Consider the following 13089-nt stretch of genomic DNA (forward strand, 5'->3'; position numbering starts at 1 on the left):
TAATAACGCAGAAAGTAATGAAAGAAGATCCAATTTCTTAATGTGAAAATTAAGGAATTGGATTTTTTAGTATTTTTATGTCCCGTATACTACATTTCCAACTAAGATATGGAGATGGAGGAGAGATAGAAAAATAAAAGGGACAAACAGTTGATATATTATGTAATTATTATATTATAAAAGTGATTGTTAGGGGTAAAAACAGTTCGCAAGTAATATCTTTTGCTTATAATATCTTCGTTCTGTTGTCTGATTTTTTGGGTTTAACAGAAATATATACTTGAATGAAGTATATATTTCTGTTAAATTTATCCTATGGACAGAACAAGTTTAATTAAAGGTCATTTAGAAATGTGTGTATTATCTATTTTGTCGAAAAAGAAAAGTTATGGTTATGAGATTATGAAAGAACTTGAAGTAAACAATTTAAAATTGAAAGGAGTAGGAAGTATTTACCCCATATTAACTAAGTTGAAAAATCAAGAGTGGGTTAATACTTATCAAGTAGTAACAGACAGTGGTAAAGTTAGGATTTATTATGAAATTAATGAAAATGGAAAAATACGTCTTGAGAATAAAATTAATGAGTGGTTAGAATTGCAATCAGATATTCAAACATTATTAAAAAGCGGTTTGAAAGGAGACTTTCTGAAATGAGGAATAGATTGATAGGTAAAGAAAAGCAATTTTTAACAGACGTACTTAAGGAATTAAAGCAATACGATATTAGTTTAGAAGAAAGGAAAAATATTAAGCGACAAATATTAGAACATATTCAAGAATGTCGTGAACATGGTGAAGATAGTATAGATGATTTAGGTACACCTCAATTATTTGTTCAAGATTATTTAGAAATAAATGAGATTGATTTACAAGTTAAAATGAAACAACTTAAAAATGAAAAGGGGAAATTAAACACATCTATCTTACGTGGCATATTCATCGCAATTATTACTTACCTCATCTCGCAAACTACATTCACAATATTTTTAACTAGATCATTTAATCCAACTAATAGTAAAAATACATTTCAGTATAATCTTTTATATCGTATTTCAGAAAATCAATGGTGGAATTCATTATTAATAATGATTAGTTTTACGCTCTCTGTAGTAGTATTTATTAGTTTAGTAAGTTATAAAAAACGAAAGCTGTCTAAAGCATAATGAAGAATACGATCTATAAAGTGTCTCTATTTTATATTCTTTGTAATGTATTAATATTATGTATTACGGATTCGAAAGTTTATGCTCAGCAAAATATTAAAATTGCATTAGATAAGTATATTGAAAAATTTATAAAGGAGCATAACATTCCAGGAGCTTCTGTTGCAATTGTACATAATAAAGATGTATTCTTCACAAAAACGATGGGGATTACTGGAGAATCTGAAAAAAGGGTAACTAATAAAACACCATTCGCAATCGGCTCAATAAGTAAATCTTTAACAGCTTTAGCTATATTGAAATTAATTGAAGATGAAAAAATAAAATTAGAGGATTCAGTTCAACAACACCTTCCTTGGTTTAAACTAAAAGACAATCAATTAACCTCCACTATAACAATCCGACACCTACTAACTCATACAAGCGGAATAAACACATACGAAGGTTTGGCATTATCAGATATACAATCCAAAAGTTCTTCAGCTATAAAAGAAAATGTAAAGAAACTTTTAAATGTAAAATTAAATGCCCTACCAGGAGAAAAATATCAATATAGTAATGCGAATTATATTGTTTTAGGTGCACTTATTGAAGAGGTCACAAATGAAACGTATTCATCATATATGGAAAAGCATCTTTTTCAGCCGTTAAATATGAATGGTGCGGCAGCAAGTAAAGAAACTGCATATGAAAAAGGTTATTTAACAGGTTATCAGTCGTGGTTTGGCATACCAAGAAAAAGTGTAGTGTCCTATGATAATGCAGGGGCACCGTATGGCTATATTACTGCAAATTTAGAAGATATGATTCAATATATTATGTTTTTGAATCGGCCAGAGGATGTTCAATTTTTAAAGCAAGAAAACATGGATCTTTATCTCTCCCCACTTTATAAAATAAATTCAGAAAAAAGTTATGGTTTTGGATTAAGAACAACAAATATAAATGAAAGCGAAACGATGATTTGGCATTCAGGATCAACGCCCGATGCTCGTGCAGAAATATTTATTTTAAATAAAAGTGGCTGGGGTGGTGTGATTTTAACAAATAAAAATCATGTTTTAGAAGAACCAGCACTATCGGTATTGAAAAATGGGATTACTAGTATTTTGAATGGGGAAGAACCGGTTGATATCTCTAAAAACATACCATTTATACAAATTGTTATGTCTATAGTTATATTCGCGCTTTTCATTATATCAATTATGTTAATTAAAAAATATAAACATAAGAAAACTGTTAAAAGTCTAACTTGGTTATTTATAGGGAATCTATTCCTACTATTATCTATTATTTTCATCCCGCTTCTTACTTATAGTACAAGCTCACCATGGCATACGATTAAAATATTTGCGGCAGATATAGCTTTACTTACTAGTATTATAGTAATTTTATTAGCTGTGAACGGATTAATATTAATCTTTATAGCCTTAAGACGGAAGAGAGTATAAGGGGAAATAATTAAAGATATATAATTTAAGTGTTATAAACAGTTGACTCTCACACGATGTCATTGTTTAAGATAAAGTTGAGCTTGGAAGTAGATGTAATTTATGGGAGGAAAATATGTTTAAAATAGGTGATTTTTCAAAACTATCTTCCATTAGTATTCGTATGTTGAGACACTACGATAAAGTGGGATTGTTACAGCCAGTAAAAGTTGATGAACAAAGTGGATATCGATATTATTCAGCAGCCCAATTAAAGAAAGTAAATCAAATTCAAACATTAAAAGATATGGGGTTTAATATTGCTACTATTAAAGAAATAGTAGCGAGCGATAATATGGAAGTAATAAAATCACAATTTGAAAATCGTAGTGCTCAAATAAAGGATGATATGGATACCCTCCAAAAACAATTACGTCTTCTCGAAGCCTCAATGAAAATGATGAGAGAGGATGTTGTTGAGATGAACTATCATGTTTCAATAAAAGAGATTCCAGATAGAAATATAGCTAGTGTTAGAAAGATTATTCCATCATATAATTGTGAAGGGGATTTATGGGGTATATTAATGCAAGAAATTCAAATGAAAAATATTAGTATTGCCCATCCGAGTTATAGTATTGCGGTTTTCCATGATCATGAATACAAAGAAATTGATGTAGATGTAGAAATACAGCTAAGTATTTTAGGTAAGCATGAAAATACAAAAGACGTTACATTTAAAAAAATTGAATCCACTAATGTAGCTTCCATAACGGTTAATGGAAGTTATGAACAGATGACAGCTGTAAATGAGGCTGCAGCAAAATGGATTGAGACAGAAGGTTACGAATTAGCAGGCCCGATGTTTAATATTTATCATGTGAGCCCAGCGATGGAATCGGATCCTAATAAGTGGGTTACAGAAGTTTGTTATCCAGTTAAATGATGACAAAGAAAAAAGGCATTAATTATATGCCTTTTTTTCTTTGTGGGGTACCGTCAGGGAAAAGCGGGTTTACAACGCTAAGCCTATTGTCATGACGTTACTCTCGTTTTTAACAATGTTAAGAAAGTTTCAGTGGTCTTATAGAATCTAATGAGATCACTTTCTCCGAATTAAAATGTTATTCTCCTAGCAAATTAATATTCCCAGCCTAAAGGTGAAATATGGTGCAATATAACGGTTATGGCGGGTGTAAACCAATTAGAACGTGATCTTATCTATATGCGACAGCGTGAAGGAATTGAATTGGCTAAGAAAGAAGGTACCATAAAAATTATGCAGTAAAGCTTTATAAAGAGGGAGATATGACTGTAAATCAAATTTGTGAAATTACAAATGTGTCTAGGGTCTCATTATATAGAAAGCTATCGGAAAGGAACAGTTGATGAGTTATACTAAAAATAGGGAATATATAATAGAAAATAAATTTCATATAGAGGTGGAATTATATGCCTAAAATTGACAATATGTTAGCAATTCTATGGATGCTTCGTTCAGGTGAAAAAATTACTGCAAAACAAATTTCAGAAAAGTTAGAGATGAATATAAGGACTGTCTATCGTTATATTGATACAATTTCAACAAGTGGCGTACCTATCGTTTCAGAACCAGGACATAACGGTGGATACACTTTATTGAACAATTTTATTGAGGCTCCTCTTTTTTTTGATTTTGAGGAGCAAACTGCACTATTTCACGCTGCTGTTTTTGCAGAAGAAGCCGGATATTATGGAGGTGAAGCACTAAATAGGGCCATTTCAAAACTAAGTAAATACTCAAATCAAGAGCAGGAAACAAAGATAAACCAACATTTAGCTAGTCTTGAAGTAATAAGTGGATTAAGTTCACTCTCTATGGAACCTTTTTTGAAGGCGTTGGAGCAGGCCGTAGCTGACGGCTACTCAGTAAAAATTCTTTACCATAAAAGTGGCGAAAAGCAATTAAATGATAGAATGGTCGATCCGTACAAAATTATCTATTGGAATAATAAATGGTATGTGATTGGATTTTGTCATCTTAGGAATGATATTCGTAGTTTTAGAGTAGATCGAATTGAAAATCTAATGCTTACAGAAAATAAGTTTAACCGACCAGAAAATTTTTCAGCACGTGACTTTTTTATAAATGGTCTTCTTCCAACTATAGAAGATAAGGAAGGGACTATTTATTTGGTTATTAATGGGGATAAAAGTGTATTGGCTGATATTTGCCAACATTGGTTTTTAGGACATTATTTACAAGAACGGACTTCAAATCAAGCAGTTTTTCTTCTTGAAAAAGATATATTACATACATATGTACCTTATTTACTTTTACCGTACAATAAATCTATTAAAGTTATTGAGCCAATAAGTCTTAAGAAAAGGCTTATTGAAGTTCTTTCGGAATTAATAAAATTTCATCAAGTAATATAACTTACCTGACGTTAACTGTCAGGGAAGTTATATTATAATAGCTATATAAATTGTGATTGGAGTGTTATTGGATGCAAACAAAAAAAGCATTTCTATATGTATTTAATACAATGTCGGACTGGGAATATGGATATTTAATTGCTGAATTAAACTCAGGAAGATATTTCAAAAAAGGTTTAGCACCTTTAAAAGTAATTACAGTAGGAGCCAATAAAGAAATGATTACTACTATGGGAGGACTGAGCATAAAACCAGATATTTCCCTTGATGAATGTACTCTTGAGAGTAAAGATCTTTTAATTTTACCAGGAGGGACTACTTGGAGTGAAGAAATTCATCAACCTATCTTGGAAAGAATTGGCCAAGCTTTAAAGCTTGGTACTATTGTTGCTGCAATTTGTGGTGCAACTGAGGGCCTCGCGAATATGGGATACTTAGATACTAGAAAGCATACAAGTAATAACTTAGAATATACTAAAATGGTATGTCCTAACTATAAAGGAGAAAAGTTCTATGAGTTGGGATCTGCGGTATCTGATGCGAATTTAGTTACTGCATCAGGAATAGCTCCTCTGGAATTTGCAATGGAGGTACTGAAAAAAATAGATGTATTTACACCAGATACATTACATTCATGGTATAACCTAAATAAGACTCATAAACCTGAATACTTCTTCCAGTTAATGAATTCAATAAATAAATAAATAAATAAAGTAACTGAAAAGCTCAATTTCTCTATTTTGATTTGTAGAGAAGTTGGGCTTTTTAATCTAGAATTTCCTTATCTTTGTAAATCCGCATTTTCCTGACGCTATCCATTTATCAACTTATCCGTAAATATCAAGAGAAATTATTTCTTGATTCGATTCGTCAACTACTAGCACAATTTCATTTGCAAATGTACAAAATGAGCGGAGTGTAATGGATTCCTTTAATGAATCTTCTAAAAACCAACCTGTTGGTACTAAAGAAATACAATCCTCTTTTTCAAAGAATGAATGTTTGAGGAAATATGCTATTTCTTGCGTTTCTATTAAGAACATCGGATCAATGCAATCAAATGCTACAGAATAATATTTTAATGTTCTTCTACCGACAATTCTATTAAAAGAATGGCTTCGGTATAAATCAGGTACTACAGGATATATACCGTTTGTTAGAAGTTCTTTTAAAGTTTGTTTTGATTCTTCCTTTAAACCTATCATGAAAATTTCATGTAATTCATTTTTAACTATATTTAAAGTAACGTCATTTGGAATGGGAAAGGACGTATAAACGTCCTCTTCAAGTATGACATCCATGCCACTGAAAAGTTGGCAAATTGGACTGAGAGAAGTATTTGAAGATACAAGAGGTGCCTTTTCTATATAAAAATCTTCATTTATAGGAGGTAATGGATATTTTTGTTCTTCGATTTCAATTAACTAATCATACATTCATATAACTTCCTTTCATCATAGTTTTCTTATCGGACTATAAAACGCAATAACAACTTCAAGTAGCTTCGTGAAAGCAGCTAAAGCAAATACAAGTACTGGATTATAGGCTGAAATAATACCTCCTACTAATGCCCCGAGTGGCATAGCTAATCGTGTAAGTACTCGCGAAAATCCTAAAACTCTTCCTTGCATATGTGATGGAACGGTTTCCTGGCGAATTGTGGCTACAATTGTATTCCATGCAATATTGCAAGTCATTGCAATACCGAAAGCAATACCGGGAGCAAGCCAATATGTACTCCAAAGCGCGAAAGTTAAGCCAATTGCTCCAGCGAATAGGAGTAAAGGAATTAGAAGTCCGCGCTGCAATCTTTTTTCTAAAGGAACTGCAATCAAGCTTCCTAAAAGCCCTCCTATTCCAATTAGTGAATAATTAAAGCCACTTTGTTCCGGCGTAAGTTGCAATGTGAATAGTAAATAATACATGAACACACTTAAAACCGCACTTGCTCCAAAGTTTCCAATCATAGCTTGAAAAGATAAAGCTAAATTTAAGCGGTCATTTTGGAGCCATTTAAATCCATTAACCAAATCAGCTAGTACATTTTGAAGTGCATTTTTATCTTCGCATTTCTTGTTTACGGTTTTCATAGACGGTAATAATATCACAGCAACTAATGTTGCAATAAATGAAAGAACATTAATCCAAAGCACTTGAAAGCCTCCAATAAAAGATATGAAAAGCCCAGCTATCATTGGACCAAACAAACTAGCCGATTGATTGACCATTTGATAGAAAGAATTAGCCTTCGTCAATGATGCACCTGCAATATGTGGAATGACTGTAACAGTTGTTACATCAAAAAGCATAGACATAACTGCTAAGATAAAAGTAATTACGTATAAATGCCAGATTTCTAATAGATGTAATGCGTGTAGAATTGGTACAAGACATACTAAAATAATATTGGTAATATCAGCTATCCAAAGTAACTTTTTTCGATCGTATCGATCAATTATTACACCAACTAAAGGGCCAAATAAAACAATAGGCAATACATTAATAGCAAATAAAGAACTCATAATTACAGCTGAACCGGTTAATTGATAGGCAATCCAAGGAAGCGCAAAAGAATACAGTGAATCCCCGATTCGTGAAATGAGTAAACCAAAAATAAAAATCTTGTATTCTTTAGAAAAAGTTGTCTTTACGGTAAGATTGCGTTCTAGTATAAATTTCACAACTGTTTGAACCACCTTTATTATAGAGGAATTTGAAAATCATCCGTCCAATATTTGTTATGTATAGAATTCTGTAATTTTTAGATGAATCCTACTTTTTAGAGGTATTTTAAAACTTAAAGGAGGAAAAAAATGAAAGCAGTATTATGAAAAAGATTTTAGTACGAACAGGATGGGGAGAAAGTTCATTAACAAAGTATAGAAATTCGTGGAAAGAAACAGTACCTGAGTATATAGCGCAAAACCTACTTGATACAGTGTGTTGGATTGAAGATAATTTAAATACATAATAAAATTATAGTAAACTATTTTGTTCAAAGGTCGTTAGGAGGGAAAATATTGATACAAATAGATAGGAATGTGCGAACAGCTGGTGCGTATGTAGTGTATAAAAATTTATTTGTTTTTCAAGTTGGTCCAACGAGTAAAGGGGATACATTAGGTGTAGTAAGGCTGGGGGGACATAAAGAAGCCGATGAAACAGCAGTAGAAACTGCTAAAAGAGAAGCGAAAGAAGAAGCTGCTATTGATATTGCAATATTCAGTTCACCAAGTACATATTATAAAGAGAATTGGAATGCACAATCAAAGAAAATAAGAGTAGAAAATGAAATCAATCCAATATTAATTATTGATAGCTCAGAAGAAACTTTATCTATTATGTATATGGCACATTCAGAAAATGAACCAACTCCATCCTCTGAAACGAACGGGTTATTATTGCTTTCAGTAAGTGATATTAAGCTAATTTGTAGTAAGGGAATAACACTAAACGATTATATTAAACAAGGTGGAATGGCTATATTGAAAGAAAAAATGAATAAAGATTTAATCTTACTACCTTTTCCGCAACTTATGTTTTTAGCGGAACTTTTAAAAGAGGATCCTGTATTGCTTCAGCAGATTCTAAATTAGCAACAAAAAGCCACCTTTATAAGTGGCTTTTGTTTTAAATAATTTAATGGTAAGTGTATCCTCCATCAGGAAACAATACATTACCTGTAGAAAAACTATTTTGCATAAAATATAGTACAGAATGCGCAATTTCATCATTATGCCCAGGCCGTTCTACAAGATATAGAGATTTATAAGATCCATAAGCAGCTAATCTATTTTCGTTTTGTTCATTCTCTCTTTGTATCGTTCCAGGAGAAACAACATTTACTCTTATAGGAGCTAATTCAACAGCTAAAGCTTTTCCTAAACTTTCAATAGCACCATTACAAGCTCCATAAGCAGGCGCACCTTTAAGTGGTCTTTGACTAAATGCACCGGACATTAACACGATAGATCCAGAGTTTAAAAGAAAAGGAATTGCATATTTTACGGCATAATATTGTGGCCAAGACTTTCCGATAAAGCTGCTTTCGGCAATATCATCTGTAGTGGTGATTGGGCCAAGTGTGTAAGAAGCTCCTGGTGTGAACAAATGATTAAAATCCCCAACGTTCTTGAAAAACGCTTGTAATTGGTTTTTATCCTGGTTATCCAATACATAAGTTTGAAGATGATTGTTATTTATTACTTCTTGAGCAACCATTAATTTTTCTTTCGAACGCCCTGCAATAATTACATGTGCTCCTTGTTCGATTGCTTGTTTTGCTGTTGCTAATCCAATACCTGAACTCCCGCCAATGATAACGATACGACTATCTTTTAAAGTTGTAATAGACATATTTTAGCCACTCCCTTAATAAAAACTTTAAAATAAAACTGCTATGCTTTTATTATTCGCTAAAAGATAGCAAGTGAAAAGTACGCACTTTATATGTACATAGTCGCAAATTTCGTACTAATTGCTTTTCATACAGATATGAAATATAAAAAATTGCATAAAATGAACTATGATGTCAGGGGAGATGTGAGAAAAATGGATTTACAAGAACCGAAGTTAAAAGGAGTAATAGCAACACTACAAATAATCGGCGGGAAATGGAAACCACTCATTTTGTTTATATTATTAACAGATGGAACAAAACGGTTTGGTGAAATAAAGCGATTAATACCAGATATATCTCAAGGGACGTTAGCAAAGCAATTGCGTGAATTAGAGCAAGATCAACTAATAGAACGCGAGATTTATCAAGAAATACCACCTAAAGTGGAATATAGTTTATCGGAGCATGGAAAAACAGTAAGTACTGTATTAGATAGTATGTGTAGTTGGGGAAGAAGACATTTAGAATATATTAATAAAGATGAACTGTAAATATATTATGTAAACTGAAATATATAATGCTATTTTAATAATTTGTATTTTATAATATACTGAATTAAATGAAGTTATCATACATATATTCTTTTAATTGCGGTGGGATGAATTTAAGTATAGCACGAAGTAAATAGTTGTTTGGGATTGAGAGATGCGTACTTGATATAAAAGGAAATTTACGAATATATAAACTATGAGTCTATTTCTGGTATGATTAGGATTAAACATTTTATGCATAGTAACAAAGGGGAAATAATAAAATGAACGAATTAGAGTACAAAAACTTTTATGATAAAGTAGGAAGATTAAATGGATGGGATTTTAGTAAAATAAAATGTGAAACTGTAGGAGATTCATGGGACTTTTATAGAGAGGTAAAAGAAAGATGCAAACCATCACATATTTTACTAGATGTTGGTACAGGTGGAGGAGAAAATGTACTTAAAATAGCATCTTCAGCTAAATTGTTAATTGGAGTAGATAATTCTACCGGAATGATTGAAACAGCACATTCTAACTTGAAAAAATCAGGTGTACAAAATGTTGAGTTTCTTCAAATGGATTCTGAAGCTTTAACGTTTCCACATGCGCATTTTGATATTGCTTCGAGTTGTCACGCGCCATTTATAGCATCCGAATTAGCAAAAGTAATGAAAAAAGGTGCTCTATTTTTAACACAACAAGTTAGCGAACATGATAAAGTAAACCTGAAAGAGGCATTTGGAAGAGGACAATGCTTAGGCGAAAGAGATGGAACTTTAAAAGAAAAGTATATGGGTGAACTTATAAATGCTGGATTTGAACTCGTGCAAGTACGTGAATATGATGTTACAGATTATTACAGTACGCCAGAAGATCTCATTTTCTTATTAAAACATACGCCTATTATTCCTAGGTTTGGAGAAGATGAAGAGGATTTTACTATTTTACAAAAGTTCATTAGCGCAAATAGTTCTGAAAAAGGGATTCGTACAAATTCAAAAAGGTTTATGATTATTGCTGTAAAATCATGATTTGTTTTATTGTAAAAGCTGCTTTTTATTTAAGGAAAGGCAGCTTTTTTGTATGGAAATAATACTATATTGATAAAGAAAGAAGCTAACATATTCATACTAAAGTTGTAGTTTTTTATTTCAAATATCCATCCTTCTGTTTGATTTCATCTATTTATGATTGTCATACAATACCATTAGAAAATAAGAAACAGGGGGTATGCAACGTGATTACACATATATCAGATATTAAACTACAAACGGTTTCCATAGAAGGGGTAAAACAAGTATATAAGGACATACTATCTTTTCCAATAAAAAAAGAAACGGCATCTTTTATTCAATTTGAAGTAACACCATACACTACAATTAGTTTTCAAGAAGTATACGAACCAATCGCACCTGCACATTTCGCTTTTGAGATCCCGTATTCAAAATTTCACGAAACAGCAAGATGGCTAAGGGACTCTGGATTACTCATTGTGAAATGGCAAAATGGAAATGTAATTGGTGAAGAGAATGGTCTATTCAATGTATACTTTAAAGACGGTGATGGAAATCTACTCGAAATTATCGCACATAGTTATGTTAAAGAAGATGTATTAGTACCACAATCCCCTTTAAACATTTTATATGTAAGGGAAATCGGACTTCCCGTTAAAAGTGTACCTGTATTTACAGAATGGTTGAAATCAAATCTAAATATGAAAACGATGGAAGATGGGGATATTTTCAACTTTGTTATAGGGGGCACAGCATACATTGTTGCAACTTGGTGGCAGCGACGTTGGATCCCGATTGCGATGAAAGCTTTACCACCGAAAGTACACGTTTCTTTCGGAACACCAGATCAAGCATTTTTACAGCAAATCCAAATTAACTTTAAGAAAAATAGTGTACCATTTCAAAGTAAACATAATGAAGTATCATTTATTGAGCAAGGATATGCATTTTCAATTATGCATACACCACATTTTCCTTCCGATATTCCTAGTAAATTAAACTTACCACTTTCTATTTAAGGATAGAAAGTGGTTTCCTTGTAGTTAAACAACAGCATTTTTAAACATTGATATAGGTATATTTAGTTTCGATCTTCATCCTATAAAGATTCATTATCCGTACTTGTTCCTCAGTTAATTCTTCTTTATCCCAATACATATGCATTAAGCTATATTCAAAAATCTCCTTTAATTTTATAAACAATGGAAACTTGTCTATCATCTCTTTTGGGAGTTCATTTTCTTCTTTATATCCTTCAAATAGTGCTTTTGTAATAGAGTGCTCATAGTCAACGATATTCCCATTTCCAGCAAATGAATATTCTATCGCACTATAAATAGGAACTGCTAAATCGAATAGGTAAAAATGTTTTTCACAGTCTTGAAAATCAATCATTGTTAAGTTTGAATTGTTTTCAACTAATATATTTTCTAACCATAAATCACCGTGAATTAAGCCGTAATTCGAAGTGGATTTTTGTAGCTCTTTTATAGAAGTTAAAACGTCAGATGCAATTTCTCTTATAGTAGTTTCTTCTTTAGGGATATACTTAAGAAAATTATACTCTTCATTTTCATACCAATCGTTTATATGTTTAACTGGATTAGTCTGTTCAAAGCTTTTAGAAATACGATGTAATTTTCCAATTTGTTTACCAAGCTTTTTAAATATTTTAGAATTCCATTCGCACCTTGGTAAATGTATGCCTGGAGCAGCTTTATATAATACGGAAAAAATTTCCTTGTCTAATGTTAACCTTTCTACTAAATTCCCATTAAGAGAAGGTATTATTGGAGGAACTGCTAAACCATTTTCATATAAAAAGTTCGTATATGTAACTTCTTCTAACTGTTCTTCATATGTTTTGTAGTTTGTAATTCTAATGAAGTATGTATCTAGTTCTGTAATACATTGATACATTTCATTCGTTATTGGTTTAATGTTAATAAAATTTAATAGATATCGTTCATTTATTAATTTGAGTATTTCTTTTTCTAGCTCGTTCATTGTAACGTCCTTTCTGAACTGTGATTTTTTAATAGATAACTAAAAGAATCTTAATTTACAACATTCGTGTTTTATTTTTGATATCCTTTAAAATGAAGCATGATGTCATGAATGGCTCCTGTTAGAAAACACAAGAAATATCAAAAGAAAGCAACGAACCTCTTTTATACTTATAAATAA

At 31.6% G+C, this 13089-nt stretch carries 15 protein-coding genes and 1 pseudogene; 12 read left to right on the plus strand and 4 right to left on the minus strand.

Annotated elements, in window-relative coordinates:
* Positions 1 to 315 precede the first annotated feature (315 nt).
* The 7 genes and pseudogenes from FS742_RS04895 (at position 316) to FS742_RS04925 (ending at position 5718) form a co-directional block, all read left to right on the plus strand.
* The gene (locus FS742_RS04895) at positions 316 to 657 is read left to right on the plus strand and encodes a PadR family transcriptional regulator (RefSeq protein WP_144611424.1); all 342 of its coding nucleotides are present in this window, start codon (positions 316 to 318) and stop codon (positions 655 to 657) included.
* Positions 654 to 1166: a DUF1700 domain-containing protein gene (locus FS742_RS04900; RefSeq protein WP_144611425.1), complete on the plus strand. Its 513-nt coding sequence runs from the start codon at positions 654 to 656 to the stop codon at positions 1164 to 1166. The genes FS742_RS04895 and FS742_RS04900 overlap by 4 nt, the downstream gene beginning before the upstream one ends.
* The gene (locus FS742_RS04905; RefSeq protein ID WP_144611426.1) at positions 1166 to 2617 is read left to right on the plus strand and encodes a serine hydrolase domain-containing protein; all 1452 of its coding nucleotides are present in this window, start codon (positions 1166 to 1168) and stop codon (positions 2615 to 2617) included. The genes FS742_RS04900 and FS742_RS04905 overlap by 1 nt, the downstream gene beginning before the upstream one ends.
* Positions 2618 to 2732: 115 nt before the next feature.
* The gene (locus FS742_RS04910) at positions 2733 to 3542 is read left to right on the plus strand and encodes a MerR family transcriptional regulator (protein ID WP_144611427.1); all 810 of its coding nucleotides are present in this window, start codon (positions 2733 to 2735) and stop codon (positions 3540 to 3542) included.
* Between the two features lie 231 nt (positions 3543 to 3773).
* Positions 3774 to 3985, plus strand: a pseudogene (locus FS742_RS04915) (helix-turn-helix domain-containing protein); the annotation flags it as partial.
* A 63-nt stretch (positions 3986 to 4048) separates the two neighbouring features.
* Positions 4049 to 5014 carry a helix-turn-helix transcriptional regulator gene (locus FS742_RS04920; RefSeq protein ID WP_144611428.1) on the plus strand — a complete coding sequence of 322 codons (966 nt, stop codon included), beginning with the start codon at positions 4049 to 4051 and terminating at the stop codon, positions 5012 to 5014.
* Positions 5015 to 5085: 71 nt separating this feature from the next.
* Positions 5086 to 5718 carry a type 1 glutamine amidotransferase family protein gene (locus FS742_RS04925; RefSeq protein WP_144611429.1) on the plus strand — a complete coding sequence of 211 codons (633 nt, stop codon included), beginning with the start codon at positions 5086 to 5088 and terminating at the stop codon, positions 5716 to 5718.
* Between the two features lie 123 nt (positions 5719 to 5841).
* Here the strand turns inward: FS742_RS04925 and FS742_RS04930 are convergent, their stop codons facing one another.
* Together FS742_RS04930 and FS742_RS04935 are read right to left on the minus strand one after the other, a co-directional pair.
* Positions 5842 to 6315 carry a hypothetical protein gene (locus FS742_RS04930; protein ID WP_260869614.1) on the minus strand — a complete coding sequence of 158 codons (474 nt, stop codon included), beginning with the start codon at positions 6313 to 6315 and terminating at the stop codon, positions 5842 to 5844.
* A gap of 153 nt (positions 6316 to 6468) precedes the next feature.
* Positions 6469 to 7695 carry an MFS transporter gene (locus FS742_RS04935; protein WP_144611430.1) on the minus strand — a complete coding sequence of 409 codons (1227 nt, stop codon included), beginning with the start codon at positions 7693 to 7695 and terminating at the stop codon, positions 6469 to 6471.
* 146 nt (positions 7696 to 7841) lie between these two features.
* Between FS742_RS04935 and FS742_RS27470 the strand changes: the two genes are divergently transcribed.
* The gene (locus tag FS742_RS27470; RefSeq protein ID WP_186327144.1) at positions 7842 to 7985 is read left to right on the plus strand and encodes a hypothetical protein; all 144 of its coding nucleotides are present in this window, start codon (positions 7842 to 7844) and stop codon (positions 7983 to 7985) included.
* 49 nt (positions 7986 to 8034) lie between these two features.
* On the plus strand, positions 8035 to 8610 hold the full coding sequence (locus tag FS742_RS04940) for an NUDIX hydrolase (protein WP_144611431.1): 576 nt from the start codon (positions 8035 to 8037) through the stop codon (positions 8608 to 8610).
* Between the two features lie 43 nt (positions 8611 to 8653).
* Here FS742_RS04940 and FS742_RS04945 read toward each other — a convergent pair whose 3' ends face one another.
* On the minus strand, positions 8654 to 9370 hold the full coding sequence (locus FS742_RS04945; RefSeq protein ID WP_144611432.1) for an SDR family oxidoreductase: 717 nt from the start codon (positions 9368 to 9370) through the stop codon (positions 8654 to 8656).
* A 195-nt stretch (positions 9371 to 9565) separates the two neighbouring features.
* Here FS742_RS04945 and FS742_RS04950 point away from each other — a divergent pair, with 195 nt between their 5' ends.
* From FS742_RS04950 to FS742_RS04960, 3 genes are all read left to right on the plus strand, one after another.
* A complete protein-coding gene (locus FS742_RS04950) occupies positions 9566 to 9904 on the plus strand; it encodes a winged helix-turn-helix transcriptional regulator (protein WP_087956570.1) in 339 nt (112 codons plus the stop codon).
* A 263-nt stretch (positions 9905 to 10167) separates the two neighbouring features.
* The gene (locus FS742_RS04955; RefSeq protein ID WP_144611433.1) at positions 10168 to 10920 is read left to right on the plus strand and encodes a class I SAM-dependent methyltransferase; all 753 of its coding nucleotides are present in this window, start codon (positions 10168 to 10170) and stop codon (positions 10918 to 10920) included.
* A gap of 206 nt (positions 10921 to 11126) precedes the next feature.
* Entirely contained in the window at positions 11127 to 11921 is a 795-nt protein-coding gene (locus FS742_RS04960) for a VOC family protein (protein ID WP_144611434.1), read from the plus strand.
* 40 nt (positions 11922 to 11961) lie between these two features.
* Here FS742_RS04960 and FS742_RS04965 read toward each other — a convergent pair whose 3' ends face one another.
* Positions 11962 to 12909: a phosphotransferase enzyme family protein gene (locus FS742_RS04965; protein ID WP_144611435.1), complete on the minus strand. Its 948-nt coding sequence runs from the start codon at positions 12907 to 12909 to the stop codon at positions 11962 to 11964.
* Positions 12910 to 13089: the final 180 nt, after the last annotated feature.

The sequence above is a fragment of the Bacillus cereus genome (assembly GCF_007678085.1).
GTDB classification, from domain to species: Bacteria; Bacillota; Bacilli; order Bacillales; family Bacillaceae_G; genus Bacillus_A; species Bacillus_A cereus_BE.

Excerpts from the sequence above, each read along its gene's own strand:
- FS742_RS04950 (WP_087956570.1), top strand. The coding sequence starts at position 9,566 with ATGGATTTACAAGAACCGAAGTTAAAAGGAGTAATAGCAACACTACAA.
- FS742_RS04895 (WP_144611424.1), top strand. The coding sequence starts at position 316 with ATGGACAGAACAAGTTTAATTAAAGGTCATTTAGAAATGTGTGTATTA.
- FS742_RS04920 (WP_144611428.1), top strand. The coding sequence starts at position 4,049 with ATGCCTAAAATTGACAATATGTTAGCAATTCTATGGATGCTTCGTTCA.
- FS742_RS04925 (WP_144611429.1), top strand. The coding sequence starts at position 5,086 with ATGCAAACAAAAAAAGCATTTCTATATGTATTTAATACAATGTCGGAC.
- FS742_RS04945 (WP_144611432.1), bottom strand. The coding sequence starts at position 9,370 with ATGTCTATTACAACTTTAAAAGATAGTCGTATCGTTATCATTGGCGGG.
- FS742_RS04930 (WP_260869614.1), bottom strand. The coding sequence starts at position 6,315 with ATGGATGTCATACTTGAAGAGGACGTTTATACGTCCTTTCCCATTCCA.
- FS742_RS04965 (WP_144611435.1), bottom strand. The coding sequence starts at position 12,909 with ATGAACGAGCTAGAAAAAGAAATACTCAAATTAATAAATGAACGATAT.
- FS742_RS04905 (WP_144611426.1), top strand. The coding sequence starts at position 1,166 with ATGAAGAATACGATCTATAAAGTGTCTCTATTTTATATTCTTTGTAAT.
- FS742_RS04955 (WP_144611433.1), top strand. The coding sequence starts at position 10,168 with ATGAACGAATTAGAGTACAAAAACTTTTATGATAAAGTAGGAAGATTA.
- FS742_RS04910 (WP_144611427.1), top strand. The coding sequence starts at position 2,733 with ATGTTTAAAATAGGTGATTTTTCAAAACTATCTTCCATTAGTATTCGT.
- FS742_RS27470 (WP_186327144.1), top strand. The coding sequence starts at position 7,842 with ATGAAAAAGATTTTAGTACGAACAGGATGGGGAGAAAGTTCATTAACA.
- FS742_RS04900 (WP_144611425.1), top strand. The coding sequence starts at position 654 with ATGAGGAATAGATTGATAGGTAAAGAAAAGCAATTTTTAACAGACGTA.